General features: G+C 59.8%; 24 protein-coding genes and 2 pseudogenes. 5 read left to right on the top strand and 21 right to left on the bottom strand.

Translation table 11 applies throughout. The features are described 5' to 3' along the window. The first annotated feature begins 76 nt into the window (after nt 1-76). On the top strand, nt 77-349 hold the full coding sequence (locus AB4N33_RS03485; protein ID WP_476456420.1) for a hypothetical protein: 273 nt from the start codon (nt 77-79) through the stop codon (nt 347-349). Nucleotides 350-409: 60 nt separating this feature from the next. Here AB4N33_RS03485 and AB4N33_RS03480 read toward each other — a convergent pair whose 3' ends face one another. The 3 genes from AB4N33_RS03480 to AB4N33_RS03470 form a co-directional block, all read right to left on the bottom strand. Beyond that, nucleotides 410-562: a hypothetical protein gene (locus AB4N33_RS03480; RefSeq protein ID WP_460123225.1), complete on the bottom strand. Its 153-nt coding sequence runs from the start codon at nt 560-562 to the stop codon at nt 410-412. Nucleotides 563-627: 65 nt separating this feature from the next. Then, a complete protein-coding gene (locus AB4N33_RS03475) occupies nt 628-939 on the bottom strand; it encodes an AzlD domain-containing protein (protein ID WP_476458776.1) in 312 nt (103 codons plus the stop codon). After that, nucleotides 939-1637 (bottom strand): AzlC family ABC transporter permease, encoded by a 699-nt coding sequence (locus AB4N33_RS03470; protein WP_476456419.1) that lies wholly within the window; start codon nt 1635-1637, stop codon nt 939-941. The genes AB4N33_RS03475 and AB4N33_RS03470 overlap by 1 nt, the downstream gene beginning before the upstream one ends. 151 nt (nt 1638-1788) lie before the next feature. Between AB4N33_RS03470 and AB4N33_RS03465 the strand changes: the two genes are divergently transcribed. Then, nucleotides 1789-2733 (top strand): diguanylate cyclase, encoded by a 945-nt coding sequence (locus AB4N33_RS03465; protein ID WP_460123219.1) that lies wholly within the window; start codon nt 1789-1791, stop codon nt 2731-2733. Nucleotides 2734-2741: 8 nt separating this feature from the next. Here the strand turns inward: AB4N33_RS03465 and AB4N33_RS03460 are convergent, their stop codons facing one another. Continuing rightward, nucleotides 2742-4319 carry a sensor domain-containing diguanylate cyclase gene (locus tag AB4N33_RS03460; RefSeq protein ID WP_476456418.1) on the bottom strand — a complete coding sequence of 526 codons (1578 nt, stop codon included), beginning with the start codon at nt 4317-4319 and terminating at the stop codon, nt 2742-2744. A 55-nt stretch (nt 4320-4374) separates the two neighbouring features. Further along, nucleotides 4375-4902, bottom strand: coding sequence for a DUF3087 domain-containing protein (locus tag AB4N33_RS03455; RefSeq protein WP_460123213.1), 528 nt, complete (start codon nt 4900-4902; stop codon nt 4375-4377). A 213-nt stretch (nt 4903-5115) separates the two neighbouring features. On the opposite strand from AB4N33_RS03455, the gene ppnN reads away from it, so the two are divergent. The 3 genes from ppnN to AB4N33_RS03440 all read left to right on the top strand — a co-directional run bounded on the left by ppnN (nt 5116) and on the right by AB4N33_RS03440 (nt 7855). Next, nucleotides 5116-6489, top strand: a complete 1374-nt coding sequence (gene ppnN, locus AB4N33_RS03450; RefSeq protein ID WP_460123210.1) for a nucleotide 5'-monophosphate nucleosidase PpnN — start codon at nt 5116-5118, stop codon at nt 6487-6489. A 158-nt stretch (nt 6490-6647) separates the two neighbouring features. Then, the gene (locus AB4N33_RS03445) at nt 6648-7382 is read left to right on the top strand and encodes a response regulator (protein ID WP_460123207.1); all 735 of its coding nucleotides are present in this window, start codon (nt 6648-6650) and stop codon (nt 7380-7382) included. Between the two features lie 251 nt (nt 7383-7633). After that, a complete protein-coding gene (locus tag AB4N33_RS03440) occupies nt 7634-7855 on the top strand; it encodes a hypothetical protein (protein WP_460123205.1) in 222 nt (73 codons plus the stop codon). Nucleotides 7856-7910: 55 nt separating this feature from the next. Here the strand turns inward: AB4N33_RS03440 and AB4N33_RS03435 are convergent, their stop codons facing one another. From AB4N33_RS03435 to tssK, 16 genes and pseudogenes are all read right to left on the bottom strand, one after another. Next, on the bottom strand, nt 7911-9041 hold the full coding sequence (locus tag AB4N33_RS03435) for an OmpA family protein (RefSeq protein ID WP_476456417.1): 1131 nt from the start codon (nt 9039-9041) through the stop codon (nt 7911-7913). 28 nt (nt 9042-9069) lie between these two features. Continuing rightward, a complete protein-coding gene (gene tssE, locus AB4N33_RS03430) occupies nt 9070-9504 on the bottom strand; it encodes a type VI secretion system baseplate subunit TssE (RefSeq protein ID WP_476456416.1) in 435 nt (144 codons plus the stop codon). A 3-nt stretch (nt 9505-9507) separates the two neighbouring features. Beyond that, a complete protein-coding gene (tssJ, locus tag AB4N33_RS03425; protein ID WP_476456415.1) occupies nt 9508-10044 on the bottom strand; it encodes a type VI secretion system lipoprotein TssJ in 537 nt (178 codons plus the stop codon). Between the two features lie 68 nt (nt 10045-10112). After that, the gene (locus tag AB4N33_RS03420) at nt 10113-10676 is read right to left on the bottom strand and encodes a hypothetical protein (protein ID WP_476456414.1); all 564 of its coding nucleotides are present in this window, start codon (nt 10674-10676) and stop codon (nt 10113-10115) included. A gap of 2 nt (nt 10677-10678) precedes the next feature. After that, entirely contained in the window at nt 10679-10942 is a 264-nt protein-coding gene (locus tag AB4N33_RS03415) for a PAAR domain-containing protein (protein WP_460125119.1), read from the bottom strand. A 33-nt stretch (nt 10943-10975) separates the two neighbouring features. Further along, nucleotides 10976-11596 carry a hypothetical protein gene (locus AB4N33_RS03410; RefSeq protein ID WP_476456413.1) on the bottom strand — a complete coding sequence of 207 codons (621 nt, stop codon included), beginning with the start codon at nt 11594-11596 and terminating at the stop codon, nt 10976-10978. Nucleotides 11597-11840: 244 nt separating this feature from the next. Continuing rightward, nucleotides 11841-12515 (bottom strand): hypothetical protein, encoded by a 675-nt coding sequence (locus tag AB4N33_RS03405; protein WP_476456412.1) that lies wholly within the window; start codon nt 12513-12515, stop codon nt 11841-11843. 64 nt (nt 12516-12579) lie between these two features. Then, a complete protein-coding gene (locus tag AB4N33_RS03400; protein ID WP_476458775.1) occupies nt 12580-12825 on the bottom strand; it encodes a DUF2931 family protein in 246 nt (81 codons plus the stop codon). Beyond that, nucleotides 12783-13086 (bottom strand): annotated as a pseudogene (locus tag AB4N33_RS03395) (DUF2931 family protein). Before AB4N33_RS03395 ends, AB4N33_RS03400 begins: the two are co-directional and overlap by 43 nt. A gap of 125 nt (nt 13087-13211) precedes the next feature. Next, complete coding sequence (locus tag AB4N33_RS03390; RefSeq protein WP_476456411.1) at nt 13212-13538, bottom strand: hypothetical protein; 327 nt, start codon at nt 13536-13538, stop codon at nt 13212-13214. 10 nt (nt 13539-13548) lie between these two features. Then, nucleotides 13549-14187 (bottom strand): DUF2931 family protein, encoded by a 639-nt coding sequence (locus AB4N33_RS03385; RefSeq protein WP_476456410.1) that lies wholly within the window; start codon nt 14185-14187, stop codon nt 13549-13551. A gap of 587 nt (nt 14188-14774) precedes the next feature. After that, nucleotides 14775-15008, bottom strand: a pseudogene (locus AB4N33_RS03380) (Clp protease N-terminal domain-containing protein); the annotation flags it as partial. Nucleotides 15009-15097: 89 nt separating this feature from the next. Further along, on the bottom strand, nt 15098-15589 hold the full coding sequence (locus AB4N33_RS03375) for an Hcp family type VI secretion system effector (protein ID WP_460123162.1): 492 nt from the start codon (nt 15587-15589) through the stop codon (nt 15098-15100). Between the two features lie 19 nt (nt 15590-15608). Further along, entirely contained in the window at nt 15609-17303 is a 1695-nt protein-coding gene (locus AB4N33_RS03370) for an OmpA family protein (protein ID WP_476456409.1), read from the bottom strand. 6 nt (nt 17304-17309) lie between these two features. Then, nucleotides 17310-17993: a type VI secretion system protein TssL, short form gene (gene tssL, locus AB4N33_RS03365; RefSeq protein WP_476458774.1), complete on the bottom strand. Its 684-nt coding sequence runs from the start codon at nt 17991-17993 to the stop codon at nt 17310-17312. 8 nt (nt 17994-18001) lie between these two features. Beyond that, nucleotides 18002-19357 (bottom strand): type VI secretion system baseplate subunit TssK, encoded by a 1356-nt coding sequence (gene tssK / locus AB4N33_RS03360; RefSeq protein WP_476456408.1) that lies wholly within the window; start codon nt 19355-19357, stop codon nt 18002-18004. Nucleotides 19358-19398 lie beyond the last annotated feature (41 nt).

Genomic DNA, 19398 nt, shown 5'->3' with positions numbered 1-19398 from the left:
CACTGACAGTCGTCAGATGACCGTAGAGTCAACTAATAAGGAAATCCCTTCTCCATCAAGCCTTGCAGAGAACTGAATGAGCGACGATTTTTCAATGGATCAGGTCGTCGGTCTGGAGTGCGTTTATCGTTCCCAGACCGAACACTACCGACTTGACTGTTTTATCGAACAATACATAAACACCCGAAACCTGCACGCCGTTGCAGAAATCGACAAAACCCTGCGTTTAACGCTCAAACGCTACCCGGGTGGGCACCGGGTGAGGGTCAACGAGTTGAATGCCTGGATCGACAGGATGCTGGGGTATCGGGCGGCGCATCCGGACGTGGTGCAGCTGGACGACGCGTGATATCTGCTCGGGCTCCCTGTGGGAGCGGGCTAGCCCGCTCTCACAGGAGAGAGCTACTCATCACGGTTTCAGAGGCCGCTCTTCATCACGCTCCGACAGCTGACTACGATCTTCATGTTTCCATGTCACGTTCTTTTTGCGCTCACGCGCAAGCTCTTCCTCGGACGGCTCATCCTCGTCTTCCAGGTCCGGATTTTTGCGTTCAGTTGCCATGTTCACCTCCCTCCCCAGTGATCGGTCATCAAACTTAAGCGTAGATCAGTTTCGATTGCCCTGATTCAGAGCAACCAACGCAGCAAAAAGAAAAACCCCATGCTCAACAGCATGCTCAGCAAGGTGTTGCGCGTGTAGAGCACCAGCCCCACCGCCACCACCGAGCTGAGCAGGTAGGGATTGTCCCAATGCAGGTTCAGTTGTTTGTCGGGCATGAACACGATCGGCCCGCAGATCGCCGTGAGCATGCCGGGCACGGCAAAGCCGAGAAACTGGCGGGCATTGCTGCTCAGACGCAGCGGCAGGCGAGGCTCGAGGAATACGTAGCGGTTGAGGAACACCAGGATTCCCATCCCGAAAATCACGGCCCAGACCATCATGTGCGTGCCCCCTGGAGTTTGTTGCAGACAAAACCCGCCGTCATCCCCGCCAGCCCGGACAGCACCAGCGCCGAACCGCATTGCCAATAGCTGAACAGCACCGAGCAGAACAGCGACACCGCCACGCAAACCACCGTCGGCACGTTGCGCACCACCGGGGTAATCAACGCAATGAAGGTGGCGGCGATGGAGAAGTCCAGCCCCAGGTGTTCCAGCCCTGGAATGCTGCTGCCCAGCACAATGCCGGCCAGCGTGAAGAGGTTCCAGGCGATATAGAACGTCAGGCCCACGCCCAGCGCGTACCAGCGGTCGAACTGTTGTTTGTCGTGTTGGCTGGTCAAGGCAAACAACTCGTCGGTGAGCAAAAAACCCAACCCCACGCGCCAGCGCCCCGGCAGCGGGGCAATGACCGAACGCAGGCTCATGCCGTAGAGCAAATGCTGGGAAGTCAGCAACAGCGTGGTCAACAAAATGGAAAACACCCCGGCCCCGCCCTTGAGCATGCCGATGGCCACCAGTTGCGCCGCGCCGGCAAACACGATGCTCGACAAGCCCTGGCCTTGCAGAGGGGTGAGATTGGCTTCGATGGCCATGGAGCCAGCCAGCAGCCCCCAGGGTGCGGTGGCCAGGGACAGCGGCATGATCGCCACGGCGCCGCGAAGGAAGGCAGCGCGCGGCAGGTGTGAATTGGACATAACGCTCTACAACCGGGGAAAGACACCAGACTGTGACAGTTGCCGTCGCCAATGGCTTGAACAATCTTGCGCATCTGTTCCGTTCATCGGCTACTGGCTTGATTCACTCGCATAGTGGCAACATGACGCCGCCCTTTCCGTGGAGTTCGTCATGAGTGCAATCGACAGCGACGTCTACAAAACACTGCTTGAGTCGACCAAAGCCATTCCGTGGCGCATCGACTGGAAGACCATGACCTTCAGCTACATCGGCCCGCAGATCGAAACGCTGCTGGGCTGGCAACAGGATAGCTGGGTGTCGGTGGATGACTGGGTCGAGCGCATGCACCCGGACGATCGCACCTATGTGGTGGAATTCTGCGTCTCGCAATCACGCGCCGGCGTCGACCATGAGGCCGATTACCGCGCGCTGACCAGCACCGGCGATTACGTGTGGATTCGCGACGTGGTGCACGTGGTGCGCAAGGACGGCGAAGTGGAGGCGCTGGTGGGCTTCATGTTCGACATCAGCGAGCGCAAGAAAACCGAAGAGCACCTGATCCGCCTGCAAAAACAACTGGAGGAATACTCCTTCCAGGACGGCCTGACCGGCATCGCCAACCGCCGGATGTTCGACACCGTGCTGGAGCGCGAATGGGCCAACGCCCAGCGCACCGGGCTGCCGTTGTCGCTGATCATCCTGGATATCGACTACTTCAAGCAGTACAACGACCATTACGGGCACATCAAGGGCGACGAATGCCTTCGCCAGGTGGCCAAGACCCTGTCTCAAGCCGCCAACCGACCCCGGGACTTCATCGCGCGCATCGGCGGCGAAGAGTTCATCTGGCTGCTGCCGGAAACCGATGCCGAATCCGCGAAACGGGTGGCCAACAAATGCCTGCACCTGATTCGCCAGCAACAGATTGCCCATGAGCATTCGGCGGTGTCGTCACTGCTGAGCCTGAGCCTGGGTGTGGGCACCACTTCAGCGCCGTTGCAGGCCACCGCGCTGTCCTTCGTCGAGCAGGTCGACAAATTGCTGTACAAGGCCAAGCATCAGGGGAGGATGCGCGCCGAGTTCGCTGATTTCGATACGGCGAAAACCAGCGGGTAGCCAACGTGCTAGTTGGCAATCACACTCATGTTGCGTCCGCTCGCCTTGGCCACGTAAAGCGCTTTGTCTGCGGCATCGATCAAGTCGTCCGGCTGGTCCCCGGAGGCGGGATCGAAGGCCGCCACCCCGAGGCTGATCGTCACCACGCCTTCGGGCGCGTCGTTGTGAGGGATGCCAGCCTGCAACACCGCCTGACGAATTTTCTCCCCCAGCAGAAACGCTCCGACATAGTCGGTCCCGGGCAGGATCACCGCGAACTCTTCCCCGCCGTAACGCGCAGCCAAATCCCATGAAACCTGGGTGTGCCGGGTGATGATCGTACTGATGCTGCGCAGGCACTCGTCCCCGGCGACGTGACCGTACAGCTCGTTGAACGCTTTGAAATGATCGACATCGATCATCAACACTGCAAAGCCGGATTCAGTACGCCGGGCACGGCCCAGTTCCGAGTGGATGAACAAATCGAACTGACGCCGGTTGGACAGCCCCGTCAGTGCATCCTCCATGGCCAGCACCTTGAGGCCACGGTTGACCTCCAGCAGTTTGTCGCGTGCATCCAGCAAGTCACTCTGCACGCGATTCTGGCGCTTCATCAGGCCGATCAGTCGATAGCCCAAAACGCCCAGAAAACCCAGGCACAGGGCGACGATACCCGCACTGAGCAAGGACGCCTCGCGCCACGCTGCCAGGACCTCCGCCTTGTCGACTGCGGTAAATACCACCAGTGGATAGCCGGGCACCCGACGAAACCCCACCACCCTCTCAACGCCATCGACCATCGACTGGACCATGGCGGTGCCCGCATCGCCAGTGGGCAGCAACTGCTTGAACAGCGGTCCGTTGGCAATGCTGGTGCCGACGTCAGACTCCTTGAATGGCCGACGCACGACAATGTTGGCATCGGCGGCAATCAGGTTGATCACCCCATTGCGCCCCATGTCGATGCTCTCGTACAGCGACAGGAAGTGATTCAGATAAATGGTGGCCAGGGCCACGCCGGCGAAACTGCCATCGGCGTGATTGATGCGCCGCGAGACAGTCATGATCCAGTCGCCGCTGGAGCGGCTTTTGATCGATGGTCCTATATGCGGCCCGCGGTCGGGGTGATCGCGATGGAAAATGAAGTATTCACGGTCGGCGTTGTTGGCATCCGGCATCACGGCGCCATTGGAGTTGGCGACCCATCCACCGTTTTCGTCATAGACGAAAAGCCCGTGCAACTGCGGCAGTTCGCTGCGCTGGGCGCTGAGCAGGCGCTGCAGGTGTGCCAATTGCGACGGTTCCAGGCGCTCGTATTCCAGGCGTTCCACCAAGGTGAACAGCAACGTGTCGGCCTGTTTGATCGTGGCCTGCGCCTGGGAGGCCAGGGTCTGCGACAGGTTGGACATTGCCACTTCCTTGTCGCGCAGGTGGTACTGGCGCGAGTTCCAGGCCTCCCAGATCGCGATGGCGCTCATGGACAGGCAAACCGCCACCAGCAGGATCACCACGGACCGCACCTTGAGCCTGACCACGGCGGGCGAAGCGGTCGGTGAACTATCGTCGGCGTAGTCTTCAGTTCCTTGTTCGACGGACGGCTGTCCCATGAGGCTCCCTTTCATCTCGATAAATGGCAATTGATCCTGTTATTGCCAAAAACGCTTACGCTGCGTTGTGTTTTACGGCCTCGAGCCACGCTGGGTTCAGTTGTGTCTGCTGAGTTTCGAGGCCCAGTGCTTCCATTCGTTCCTTGTGCCGGTCCATTTCGCGAATCAGTTGGCTGTGATCACTGGAGTTGCCGTCAAGCTGATGCATCTGGTTCAACCCCAGATGATAGAAGCGCAGCAGCTTCATCGCGCTCGGATCGTCCTTGGCCACCGCCGCCGTCACATGATGCATGACGTTGGTGACACTCATCAGGCTGCGCTTGAGCTGCCAGCCATAGACGGCGGGTGCCATCCAGGCCTGGCTCCAGAATGTGCCGCGCATCAGCGCCGCCATCAACAGCACCGCGACGAATACCCCGCCGACATTGAAACGAAAATTGTCGCCGCCAGGTGTGCCGAAGATCGTCACCGCCGCCGTCGACAGCACCATCGCCAGGGCAATGAAAATCAGGGCGATGAAAATCGTGCTGCGGCGCGTGTGGCGGCGATAGGTTTCAGGGTCTTGCGGCTGGATCTGGAACATCAGGACGGGTTTCCTCGAGGCCATGGGCAAAAAAGTCTGCGGGGCATTATCGCCTCTGCGACGGATTTAGCTATGCTGGGGCTCCTTTTCATCTTTTCATCGTCCAAGGTCAACGTGGCGATACAACGCAGTTCGTGCCATCTTCTTTTGTGAGTACAGACTATTCGGATGTCAGGCGTCGCCGATGCGTGACATCGTTTTAAGGATCTTTGCATGGCCCAACGACAAGTAATCAATGCCTCGGTCAGCCCGAAAGGCAGCCTTGAAACCCTTTCCCAGCGTGAAGTGCATCAACTGAGCGAAGCCGGTTCCGGCAGCACCTACGCCCTCTTCCGCCAATGCGCCCTGGCCATCCTCAATACCGGCGCCCACGTCGATAACGCCAAGACCATCCTCGAAGCCTACAAGGACTTCGAAATCCGCATTCACCAGCAGGATCGCGGCGTGCGTCTGGAGCTGCTGAATGCCCCGGCCGATGCCTTCGTTGATGGCGAAATGATCGCCAGCACCCGGGAAATGCTGTTCAGCGCCCTGCGTGACATCGTCTACACCGAAAACGAGCTGGATGCCCAGCGCATCGACCTCAGCACGTCCCAGGGCATCAGCGACTACGTGTTCCATCTGTTGCGCAACGCCCGCACCCTGCGTCCCGGCGTCGAGCCGAAAATCGTGGTGTGCTGGGGTGGTCACTCGATCAACACCGAAGAGTACAAATACACCAAGAAGGTCGGCCACGAACTGGGCCTGCGCAGCCTCGACATCTGTACCGGCTGCGGCCCGGGCGTGATGAAAGGCCCGATGAAAGGCGCGACCATCGCCCACGCCAAGCAGCGCATCCACGGCGGTCGCTACCTTGGCCTGACCGAACCTGGGATCATCGCCGCCGAGGCACCGAACCCGATCGTCAACGAGCTGGTGATCCTGCCGGACATCGAAAAGCGCCTCGAAGCCTTTGTGCGTGTCGGCCACGGCATCATCATCTTCCCGGGTGGCGCAGGCACCGCCGAAGAGTTCCTGTACCTGCTGGGCATCCTGATGCACCCGGACAACGAAGGCCTGCCCTTCCCGGTCATCCTCACCGGGCCCAAGCATGCTGCGCCATACCTGGAGCAACTGGACGCGTTCGTCGGTGCGACCTTGGGCGAGGAAGCTAAAAAACACTACGAGATCATTATCGACGACCCGGCCGAAGTGGCGCGGCAGATGACGGCTGGGCTCAAGGCGGTGAAGCAGTTCCGTCGCGAGCGCAATGATGCGTTTCACTTCAACTGGTTGTTGAAGATCGACGAGGGCTTCCAGCGCCCGTTCGATCCGACCCATGAAAACATGGCCAACCTCAATCTCAGCCTCAGCCTGCCACCCCATGAACTGGCCGCCAACCTGCGCCGCGCGTTCTCCGGCATCGTCGCCGGCAACGTCAAGGACAACGGCATCCGCCTGATCGAGGAACACGGGCCGTACCAGATCCGTGGCGACGCGGCGATCATGCAACCGCTGGATCAACTGCTCAAGGCATTCGTGGCCCAACACCGGATGAAGTTGCCGGGCGGCGCGGCGTATGTGCCGTGTTATCGGGTGGTGGCTTGATCAACAACAGGCGTACGCACTCGCTGTAGGAGCGAGCATGCTCGCGATGGTCGTCAACGATAACGCTGGAATACTGATACCCAGCGGTGTAAATCAGTCCATCGCGAGCATGCTCGCTCCTACAGGCTTGCGAACAACGAACAACCAGGGATCGCTTGATGGACCACATAAACCACATCCTGATCGTCGACGATGATCGCGAAATCCGCGAGCTGGTCGGTAATTACCTGAAGAAGAACGGCCTGCGCACCACAGTGGTGGCCGATGGACGGCAGATGCGCAGTTTCCTGGAAGCCAATCAGGTCGACCTGATCGTGCTCGACATCATGCTGCCGGGCGACGATGGCCTGGTGCTGTGCCGAGAACTACGCTCGGGCAAGCACAAGGCGACGCCGATTCTGATGCTCACCGCCCGCAACGATGAAACCGACCGGATCCTCGGCCTGGAAATGGGCGCCGACGACTACCTGACCAAACCCTTCGCCGCCCGTGAACTGCTGGCGCGGATCAACGCGGTGCTACGCCGTACCCGCATGCTGCCGCCCAATCTGCTGATCACCGAAAGCGGCCGACTACTGGGTTTCGGCCGCTGGCGCCTGGACACCACCGCCCGCCACCTGCTGGACGAAGACGACACCATGGTCGCCTTGAGCGGCGCCGAGTATCGCCTGCTGCGCGTATTCCTCGACCACCCGCAACGGGTGCTCAGTCGCGACCAGTTGCTCAACCTCACCCAGGGCCGCGACGCCGACCTGTTCGACCGCTCCATCGACCTGCTGGTCAGCCGCCTGCGCCAGCGCCTGGTGGACGACTCGCGCGAATCGACCTACATCAAGACGGTGCGTAATGAGGGTTATGTGTTTTCGTATCCGGTGGAGATGTTGAACGAGTGATGAACGCGCTATCCATCGAGCCCTGTAGGAGCGAATTTATTCGCGATGGACGTTAACGATGACGCGGGAAAACTGATACCCAGTGGTGTTCTTCCGTCCATCGCGAGCAAGCTCGCTCCTACAGGGGGAGTGGCGAGCAGGAAATCTGCATCAATGCCCTCGATAAAGACTATGCCCTGGCATGCTTTTTCATTTTGAAACCTGCGCCATAAAGTGGACCCATCTTCTCCCCACTCTTCTGGAGCAACATCATGAAAAACATCATCGCACTCGGTCTTGCACTTTCGGTTTTCGGCGCCACTTCGGCCATGGCCGCACCCCACAAGAAACAAATGATTGCAGCGGCTGAAGTCAGCCAACCCGCCACGCTGAATGTGAACACCGTGAAGGTCGATTCGAAAGACACCCAGGCCACCAAGCTCTACGTCGCGGAAAACCGCCCTGAGTTCGGTTCGAAGTATCAGCGCTACTGAGTCACCGCTTTGTTTAACCTGAACCCCGGGGAGATCCGTCTCCTGCGGGGTTTGTTTATTTCAGGCTGCCGCATCCCGCCCCTGCCTGGGGCACCAGGCTGACGTCGACGCGCCGATTGGTCGCACGCCCGGCAGCGCTGTCATTGCTGGCCAGCGGTTGCTTGTCGGCCAGGCCCTGCACGACGAAGCAACTATCGGGAATGTCGCCCATGCGCTGCAACCAGCCACGTACGGCCCACGCGCGGGCATGGGACAGTAGGAGTTTGTGTTCAGCGCTCCCGCGATTGTCCGAATGCCCGTCGATCACGATCAACCACCCCGACCGCGCCTTGATGTCGTTCAAGGCATGGATCAGGACTTTATTGCCGTCAGGCTTGAGTTCGGCACTGCCGGCCTCGAACAGTGCCAGGCTTTCCAGGCGCTCCGCCTGGGGCAACGGCTGGGGCTTGCGCAAAACGCTGGCAAGGCGCTGACCCGACTCGCTGCTTGCTCCCCACCAGCCGATCCCACCCACGACGAGCACGACCACCGCGACGCCCAGCCACAAGGCTTTGCGCGGTTTTTTGGCCGGGTTGGCCTCGGGCTGCTTGTTGAATGGCAAAAACATCACGGGCATCAGCCTGGGGGGCATGGGCTCACGGCGCTGAACGGTGGGCCATTGCACATCCGACGAACGCACTCGCTGCCTCAGTTGCTCGATCTGCTGACGCAATCGCTGCAAGGCACTGGAATCCGAGGGGCCCTGTTCTTGCAACTGCCATTGCAACCGTAGCAACTGGTCATCCAACTGTCCGAGGGCGGGTAACAGGCGGACGTTCACCGGCTGAGCGCGCAGGCACAACTGCACTTGGCTGAACAGCCAGCCCAGGACCTCCTGCCGCGCCGATGGCTGCGCTGGCCACAGGCCTACGCCGGCACGGCTCACTCCCTCCAGCAGCACCAAACCTTGTGCAATACCTTCCAGGCCATAACGGTGGCCACGGGCCAGGGTCAATGCCGCCACCGATTGCAGGTCTGCACCGTTCAAGCGAAACAACGTCAGGCACAACTGCTCTACGCCGGCCCAATCCATGTCGGGACAGGCCGCGTGGTTCAATTTCGCCAACTCATCACACAGCGCCGCAAATTCGACGAACCGCCGTGGATCGCCGCCCACTCTGACGTCCATTTCAAACAGTACCGTCATCCGGTTTTCCCTTCGTTGCGTTGAGTCTTCATTTCAGCCACTGCTGCCGTTTCAGGTGCCTGACCACTGCCTTGCCGTCAGCCGTCAGGCTCGCGCCAAAGCTCAGCCACTGCCCGCCAGCCACTTGAGCGGCCAGGGTGAACTCCAGATGCCCCGGCTGGACCTGAGGCGACAGTTCGACGTCGAGCGCCACCAGGCGGGGCTCGAACTTGAGCAGCGTTTGTTTCATCCCCCGCATCAGGCCGTGAGTCGATGCGGGCAACCCCTGGAGAATCACACTCATGTCCGCAAGGCCGTAATCGGGCAAGTGCGCCAGGGAACCGACGCGGCTATTGAGGATGCGCTGCAGGTTATCGAGTACCGACATCGTATGCTGATCGGCCTCGTTGATCCGATACAGGTCCAGCTCGCCGCTGAAATTTTGCAAAAGCGTTTCGTACAACGATGGAGACAAATCGTTCATGGACTACTCCCTGGCCAGTGCTCGCAAGGTCAAGCGGTTATCACCCAGTTCGACGACTTGTGCGCGGTCCGGGTCCAGTTCATCGCGGGTGAGCATCAGGCGCCAGGTATTGAGGGCGATGTCCGGTTCGCGCACCAGCGCCACCACTGAAACGAACCGGGCTTGCGGATCCATCGGCACGCTCAGTTGCGCGCCCTCCCCCGGCTTGATCACCAGCGCACGGGTATCGAGCAGATCGCTGCGCAACAGATTGTCGTCATCACCCAGCAGGCTTTCATAACTAGCCCTTTCCACGGCCTTGCTGTCACGCAACTGGTACACCCGCACCAGCGTCGGCACAGCCAGGTCGTTCATGTCCTGCGTGTCATTGTTCATGGCGGTCCTGGCACTGATGTCCAGGTGCAGGGTTTTCACCTGTTTGTAGAAAATTGAACGCGCCGCGGCGGTGGTGGCGTCGCTGGCCGATTGTGTCAGCCCACAACCCGCCAGCAGTGCTGTGACCACGGTGAGCATCAGGGTTTCAGTGACGGTACGTGACATGGTGAACGTCCTTGTGGTCGGGGTTGTTGTACAGGCCCTGATAGCGGCCCAGGTTGATGGTCACGCTGCTAGGCAGCGCGGCTGGCTGACGGCCAGTGCTCAATCCGAGCAAGCCGGTCATGCCCAGCAAGACGGGAGGCCCACCGAGTATCGGCAATGGCAGGCTGCTCACGGGTAAGGTCAGTTGCAGGCAGCCGCGTGTGACGCACAGGCGATTCATCCGGTGTGTCTGCTTGAGCCGTCAGGCCAGGGGCCTTACCCAGAGCTGGCTGCTGTGGGTCGTGCAGTGCGGTGGACAGGCTCACGCCCAGCACCTGCAAGGAACGTCGCCCCCGGCGAATCTTGCGGATCAGGTCGATTTCCCGCGCCTCATCCCAGCCATCGGCAGCACTGTGCTGGCCGGCGTAAAGCACCACTCGCCCAAACCCCAGAATCGCCCAGCCGAGCAGCGGCACACCCAGAGCCACTCTCCAGAACACCAGCGGCTGCTCGCGCAAGGCCTGCGTGGCGAACAGCACCGTCGCCCCCATTCCCACAGCCAAAAACAGCCCCAGCACACCCAGCCAGAGCAGCATGCGCGGGCGCTCAGGCCGGCGTGCAGGTGCACGGACACGGTCCAGTCCGACCGGCATGGCTAGTTCGCTCCTGCTTTCGGCATGGAGGAAATCAACACGCACCCGCAGGCGCAGCGATGCCCCTCGAAGGCAACCGGAACACCATTGTCACAATACGATGAGAGTCCTTCCTCGATCACCGTCTCGCCATGGCCGGGAACCGGACACCGCACGGGATCGCCCTTGCGAGCGACGCCAATATCGTTGAAGCGCATGACCTCGGACCCCGAGAGCACGGTGCCGCCACTGGTGTTCTTGTCGCCGATACGAATGATGCCTTTCATGTCTTTCTTCCCTGTTTTATTGATCGGTTTGACTCACGACTGGGGTGTTTCCTGGTTCAACACTTCGTGCTGTAAAAAAGCGTCGCCATGCCAGACAAAACTGGAAGACTGTAACGGCCGTCCAACAGCATCGACATTGCTGAACCACTCAATGGAAAACCCATACGGGCCCCATTGCACCGAAGAAAAATCGGTATCTTGCGCACTCGCTCCGGAGTTTTGACTGGCCAATGAAATCGAGCGCAGGCAACTGCTCACCAACACTTTTTGTTCTTTGATCAGCGCTGGGCCATCCACTCGATAGACGGATAACCAGACTTCATTTCCAGAGCCACAGAAGCCTTCGGGGTTTTCTGAGTTGGAGGGATAGACACGCAAGACGGACATAAACTCGATCGCCTCAACCCTGTGTTTGTTCACGTCATAAAAGACGCCCGTCGAAGTTGCGGGTAACTTAAACTCATGGGTCGTTTCGTCCGCCATTTGCAACTGAACTGTTGCACCCTTTTTTTCGACCCAGACTGTTTCGGTGGCCGCATAAACGCAACTGACATTGCCGAACACCATCAGAAAAACCGTCGACACCTTAATAAAATTACTGACCCAGCACGTGATCTGCACAACAAATCCCCGAATAAACCCAGGGATGTTCATCCGATTGTCCTTTGGTCCCTTTCGAATACTTATCCTTGTCACGTTCATGTAATTGCGCTTTTGTTTTATCCGTATTGTTCTCGCTGTTCAGCGACCAACCGATATTGCCGGTACTGGAATCACACAAGAGGTTATTTTTCCTGACCCAGGCCGAACCAGCACTGTCCCACTCATGGTAGGAGCCCCCATTCCAGCGGCTGAATACCTCATGTTGCAGTTGCGCGTTGGTGTAGGTCCTGCCTTCCTAGCCTAGATATTTTCGGGCAATGCGAACTTTATCCTTGTAGGTGGCAGCCCCGGCAACAATATTGGCCTTCCAACTCCAGACCTGTTCAAAGGACGGTGGCGGATTGGTCCCTTGCGTAATGCCATAGCCCTTATCGAAAGCCACGATGGGCTCACCGTCCAATTCGAGGAAGTGCTTGGTATGGGTTTCCTGCTCCAGCAACTTATCGAAGCCACTCATACCTTCCAGGCTGTCGATATAGTTCGCAACGTCCTGCGCACTCGGGTTCTGACCTTTTATAAAGACGGTTCGACTCAACGTTTTTCCATTGCAACTGACCTGCACGCTCAACGTTCCGCCAAAAACCTTCCCATCAAAATTCGCAACCCATCGATTGCTACAACTGACGAACGAACCGCTCTCTTCGAACACTTGTAAATCGGCAGTCTTTCGCGCGCTCTCTCTCAAGCCGCTGACTCTCGCCACCCACTTGATTGACCAGGACCACTTGTATTCGCCAGTAGCCTGGGTTCGAAACTCGAAAATAATTTCGGGTAGTTCCGCCACTTGCGTGATCCTGAACACTGCGTTCTCGGCCGGTGACACCCAGCTTAAAGAAACTTCGGAAGACTGTGCTTTCACTACAGTACTACCTGAACTATTGGTACAGCCTGCGAGGTTGACCTGTTGCATAGTGATGCCTCATCCATTTGAGTTACTGCGAGTCCGTGCCTGCTGGTGTTAATTGCGGGGGGCGTTACCAAGTCCCATAAGGAATCCCGTGCTTATCGATGTATTGCTGGGCCTCGGGTTTCGGCGCCCGATAATATCTGCCGTTCCCGTTGCGATGAGGCCCGAGAGGTTCGATCTCGGCATGAAAGCGACCGACTTCTTTAAAATCCAGGCAAGGCCCTCCTAACCAGACTTTGACGATGCCACCGGGGGCCATGCCCAAGGTGATTATTTTTCGATAATCATCTTTCCATTTTTTGCGCCTAGGCAGAACACTCTCTCTGGCCTGACCATCTCATCGCGCACCCACTGCGGGATCTGGATGCCGATCTTGTAGGTTTGCGGTTCCACCAGTGATCGCCAGCGTAGGAAAAGCTTTATAGGCAAGTCGACATTGTTTATAGGCACCCCCCCCGGTACCTTTGTGCCAGCCTTCGGCTTGACGGGTGTAACTGGCAACTCCACCAGTCACGCGGTGAAACGCAAGACGGCGTTGATCGAGCACGTCCACGCTTTCGACCCAGATTTCCATGAAACGAGGTGCCGCCAAGGCAATGTTCCAATGGTTATAAGGCAACTGGGGTCGAGGAGGCGTTTCGGGCCCGCTGGCGCATGCGCTCAGGCTGAATACCAATCCGATGAGCAACAAAAGGCGCATCATTGCGGATACCCCTTCTGCGGCCGGTTGGGGTAAACGTTGCGCTGGCCGCTTTCTGTCGGTTTGCTGACGAGAAGAGGTCCACTGGGCACCCAATGCGCAGACTGGTGAATGTAGCGACGACGCAGCAAACTTTCCTGGTCGCGATCAAGGCTTACCTCAAGTTCACCCAGCACCTGATCCAGAATGCGGACGGCAATCGGTTCTAACTCCTCAGGCAAGCGGAACAGCTTGTCTTCATCATCAATGACATCAAACGGCACGCCATGACGCACCGCCAACTCACGCATCACCCTCAACGGGATCAACGACAATTCGCTAAGCACCGGACACTCGTTACCAGGTCCCATAAGGAATTCCGTGCTCGTCGATGTATTCCTGGGCTTCGGGTTTCGGTGCCCGATAGTATTTGCCGTTTCCTTTACGATGAGGCCCCAGCGGTTCGATCTCGGCCTGAAAGCGGCCTACTTCCTTGAAGCCGAGGCACGCGCCTCCTACCCAGACCTTGACGATACCGCCGGGGGCCATGCCCAAGGTGATTGCGTCACGGTAGTCATCTATCCACTCCTTGGAGCCTTTGCAAAACACCCTCTCCGGCCTGACCATCTCATCGCGCACCCACTGTGGGATCGAGATCCCAATCTTGTAGGTCTGCGGCTCCACCAAGGATTGCCAACGCAGGAAAAGTTGCTCTGGCAAGTCTATGTTGCTGAGTGGCTTTCCTCCGCTCACACCTTTGTGCCAACCCTCTGCCTTACCGGTGTAGCTTGCTACGCCACCATGTACACGAAAAAACGCCAACCCACGCTGGTCGAGTACATCCACGCTTTCGACCCAAACTTCCATGAAGCGTGGAGCCGCGAGACCCACGTACCAACTGTCGTAAGGCAATTTCGGTCGAGGAGGCACTTTTGGCCCACTGGCACACGCGCTAAGGCTGACCAACAAACTAACGATCAAGACAAGGCGCATCATTGCGGATACCCCTTCTGTGGCCGATTCGGGTAAATATTGCGCTGACCGTTTTCTGTCGGTTTGCTGACCAGAAAGGGTCCACTGGGCACCCAATGCGCAGACTGGTGGATGTAGCGACTACGCAGCAAATTCTCCTGGTCGCGATCAAGGTTGACCTCAAGTTCACCTAGTGTTTGATCGAGAATGCGCTCGGCGATCGGTTTCAACTCCTTGGGAAGTTGGAACCGCTCGTCTTCATCAGCAATGACGTCAAACGGTACACCATGCCGTACCGCCAAATCGCGCATCACCCGCAACGGGATCAACGACAACTCGCCGCGCACCGGGCGGTCGAGTTCGATGGTCAGGAAATAGTCTTCGCTCGTGGGCTCCTGTGGCCCACGAGGAGCCGGGACAATCGGCCAGGCTTTGATGTTGAGCTCGCCGTCCACAGCCACCATGGTTCCTTCCAACTGAACCTTCTTGAATCGCGCCTCTGCCCACGCCGGTTGTGCCTCCACCGGGCGATTTGCCGGTACGGTGAAACGTCGTGGTTTGGTTAGCCACAACCGTTCGCGGGCCTTGGGCAGATAGCCGCCGCCGATACGCGGCAGCGTGTCCAGATGCGCCAGCAAGCCGCGCCATAACGCATCCATGTCCCACTCCTGACGACGGGCAATCACCGTCAGGTCGCCCTCGCCCTGCTCCAGCAGTTTGAGCAGCCAGTGTTCGACAGTGATCTGCCCGTGGGCACGGCTCTGGCAAAGGCTGGCCGCTGCGCTCAAGGCTTGGGCGCAATACGGGTTTAGCCGGCGAAGCAGGCGTGTGGAGGCGTGTTCCATGGTTTACGTCCTTGTGCTGGCGGGCCAGCGAAAATTCGGGGAAAACAGTGCCGCCGGCAGGCGCAGCGGCGCCTGCCGGAAGGCCTTGATCAGCCAGTCTGGCGCTCGGTCCAGGCGTCGGAATGGGAAATGTTGCCGTCCTTGTAAGTCCAGGTGATGCGCTCATATCGCAACTCGACCTGTTCCTGGTGGCCGAGTTTTTCCTTGGTCACGTCCTTGATGTCGTGCATTTTCGGGGTGACCTTCACCACCTTGACGTTCTCAAGCAGGGTGCTGAAGTACTCGACTTCCTGGCCGGCGTCGTTGGTGGCGTACCACTTGAACTCAGCGCTCTTGAGGGTCTGGCCAGAGGTGACCGCCTTGAACAGGTACGGACTGCAGGCGTCGATATACTTGGTAAGCACGACAGGCGCGTGGATCCTCGTGCCGGTCAGCTTGCCCGTGTTGTCATCCGTTGGGATGTACACCATGTGTTCATAGGCGAGCACCTCGATGCTGCCGACCCGGTCCTGCACGTCCACCGAGCCTTTGATCTCGTTACCGCCGTCGTCCTTCAGCCAGAGGTAAATGGGAGTTGCCATGTGAAGCTCCTTTTCGTTTTCAGTGCTTGATTGCCGCGTTATGCGGCGAGGGTTGTCTGCCGGCGCCTGCGGTGGGCAGCAGGCAAGCCCCCACATCAGGCACCAGGCGGATTTCGACGCGGCGGTTGGCCTGGCGTCCGGATTCACTGTCGTTGTTGGCAACGGGCCGGCTGGCGCCGAAGCCCTGGACCGCGAAACAGCTGTCGGGGATGTCACCCATCTGGCCCATCCAGTGGCGTACGGCGGCGGCCCGAGCGCGAGACAACTGGAGGTTGTGCTCGGCACTGCCGGTGCCATCGGTGTGTCCGGCAATCACGATCAACCAACCGGGTTGGGCCTTGATGCCGACCAACGCGTTGATCAGCACTTTTGCCGATTCAGGTTTGAGCTGGGCGCTGCCGCTGGCGAACAGCGACAGGCTGTCCAGGCGCACGGTACTGCCGGGTTGTGCCTGGAGTTGTGCCTGGGGTTGTCGGTGTCCGGCGATGGCCGCCCACAGCGGCGCACGCAAACTTTCGCCGCGGTACAGGCCGAACCCCAGCGACAACGGCGCGCCGTGCCGGTAGTAGCTGTCCAATCGGGATGCATCGCCGCGCAGTACGTCCAGGGCTTGCTGGCGGTGATCATGGTCGGTTGCCTGGATAGAGAAATAGCGGCGCATGTCGTCGCTGACCTGCCGCGCCAGCAAGGTGTTCTGCCACGCAGAGCTGAGCAATGCGAGCCCTGCGGCAGCCATCAACAGCCACAGTGCGATGAGCCCTGCACGGCGTTTTGGCGAGGCACGGTTGTCGCTCGGCAGTTGGGCCAACAAAGGATCGGGAAATGGCAAGGTCGCACTCGCGCACGCAGCCGGCGGACGTTGATCAGCCACGGCAACCCTGTCGTGTAACCACCGTTGCCACAGGTTCCCCGCCATGACCTGAGGCATGACTGAAACGAAGGTGACTGCGCTGAGCGCAACCGGGCCCGCGAGCTCCGGCAATACCGTTTGTGCCAGCCACGCAGCGGCACTGTTCAACTGCACGCTGGCCTGCAAGCGTGTCGCACGGGTCGCCGTGTCGGCGGCCTGCGCCTGCCATTGCTGCACGCCGACATACGCTGCGCCATCGTGTACGTCGGGCAAGGCCTGACCGGCCTGCCAACTGAACCAGGGCCCGACACCTGGGCCTGCGTGCAGGTAACTGGTCAACATCAGCGGCAAGGCGATGCCACCCTTGCGCACCCGCATCAATTGATGACGCAGCACCCGCACCCGGCCGGCGAGCCGTTCGCCGTCCACCTGCTGCTGGGCATTGACGACGAACATGACGCTCAGTTGCCGCCCCCAGTCCGGGCGCAGACTGATCAGCGTACCGATCAGCTGCGGCAGTGATTCCAGGCAGGTGACACGCACGTAGCAACCGTGCGCCGTGACGCGCAGGGCCACCTGGTCGGCGGGTATCGCCCCGAACAGGCCGCGCAAACCGTCACCACACACCAACACCACCGGATAGCGCCAGGACGGTGGCGGCAATGACTGCTGATCGGCGATGAGCAACGCTTGACGCTGGCGCCGTGCACGCTTGCCGATCCGTATCCAGGCCAGACCGACGCCACCCAACACGGCCAGCATCAAGCTCGCACGGACCAACCCGGTCATAGGCACGATCACCAACAGCGCCATGGCAAGCGTGCCAGCCCATAGCCACAGCGCACGTTTGAGATTGAACGGCATCGCCCTTCACTCCTGGCCAGGCACGAGTGTAGCGATCAGTTGCCCGAGCACCTGATCCAGGCCCCACCAGGTAGCGACGAGCAACATGCCGGCAACCATCGGCTGGGCCAGCGGATAACGCGACCAGAACCGTGGGGCGCGACGTCCCTGCATGGAGGATTGCGTCACGATCGTCTGGCTGGGCTTGAGCGGTGCCACGCGGGCGTTGAGCACTGCCACCAGCGCCTCGCGCTCGGGGTCGTGCAGCTCGCGATAACGGCCCTTGAAACCCAACATCAGCACACGATGGAAAGCCGTGAGCACCATCGGATCCGCAGCAGGCTCGCGCAACATCCGGCGCATGTCCTCATACAAGGACACGCCCGCCTGATGCCGGTTGAAATACCGCGCCTGCAAGGGTTCGCGGGCCCACTCGGCGTGGTCATCGTCCTTGGCCCGACTGAGCACGGATTCATCGAACAACGCACATTGGGCGTGAATGATCGGATCGATGCTGTCCTGGCTGACTCCCGCCTGCTCGAGCTGCCGGCGAACTGACTCGATCTGCTGGCTGCATTTTTCCGCAATCTTTTTACTGTTATCGAGCGACGCGCCGTGCAGTAACTGGACCACCAGCAGGTAGCTGTCCTGCAGCAACACGTCGATGTCGATCGTCGCTGCCGCATGGTTTTGCGAGGTGTTGGGGTTGATCACTGTATTCATGAACGCAGCACCGCGAAGAGTTCAAGCTTGACCTCGGCCAACGTGCCGGGGACGTACAACGCACAGGTGCCCCCAGCCAGCATGGCGCGCCCTTTTTCATGGCGAAGGTCGAGGGCGAAGCACTGGTTTTCCAGGCGCAACGGAATGGCAGCGGGCACATGGCTGAGCGGTTGCAACGGCACGCCATCGAGCGCGGCGTTGACCAGGTGATCGACATCATCGGGCGTGCCGATCTTGCACAGTTGCGGGAACTGGCCCTGTACTTGTGCCGCGGGCAGGCGGCAGCGCACCGACAGGTAGAAATCGACGTCATCGGGTTCGCGCAACCGCGCATCATTGAGCGTGACCTGCCAGCGATGGGCCGAGACTTCCTCCAGCTCGAGGGCAATGACCCGCGATGGCAGGCTGACCTCCAGCAAGGTCGACACCAGGCCCATCAGCGGTGCAAACACGCTTTGCAGATGGTCATGCCGGTACGGCGGAATCTGCTCGATCTCGTGATCCAGGGAGAAGGTCAGCAGGCTGCCCGCCAGCCTCACCAGTTCGAGATAGACCTGTTCGGGATGGCGTGCGGGCCCGGCCTTGAGATCGGCCAACACGGGCTGATAGGTGTTCAGGGCATTGAGCAGCCAGAACAGCGACACATCGGCCACGGCAAAATCAGCCATGCGTTGCTGGCTCTCGCGGCGCATGCCCATCAGGCGCTGGCGCTTGGCAGACAGTTGGGTCAGCAGGTTATCCAGTTGCGTCAGCAGGCCCGGATGCGCGGCGAAACTCAGCAGGGGCGGCACGTAGCCAGAATCGAGGCTCCAGGCGCCCTGCCCGTCGCGCACCAGTCGTGCAATCGGGCAGGTCAGGTAGTCGCCGTTGTCGTCATGGGCAAAACGCAGGCTCAGCATGTGCTCCAGCACGCCGATCGACTGGCTGTCATCGCCGTAGATATCCTGCACATGGCGCCAGTCCTGGCGATAACGTTGCGGGCGCTCGGCCTTGGTCGTATCGAACACGCAGTTGTTGCCGTTGGCTTGCTCCAGCGGCAATGCCAACAGCACGGTGGCGTCCCGCAGGTGATCGGGCAACAGGCCCGTCAGTTGCAGGCCGGCCGGCAGCCGGTCGACCTGATCGGTATCGATCGGGGTGCCGTCAGGCATGCGCAGGCGCAGCTGTGTCGCCTTGAGCTTGCCCAGGCCTAACGCTTGCAGATCAAACGACACGGCCTGGACACCCCAGGGATGAACCAGCGACAGATGCGCCAGGCCCTGGTTGGCCCAGGCTTCCCATCGAGCCTGTTGCTGGAATTGCTGCGGGGACAGCAGCGCCCCCGAGGCCCACAAGGGGCGGTCGATTTTCATGGCATCGTTTCCGTACGAAATGGTTGGCCGCCACAGCTCAG

Source organism: Pseudomonas sp. S1_E05 (assembly GCF_056337105.1).
The sequence above is the reverse complement of the archived record's forward strand: the minus strand, read 5'-3'. Positions and strand labels throughout refer to the sequence as shown.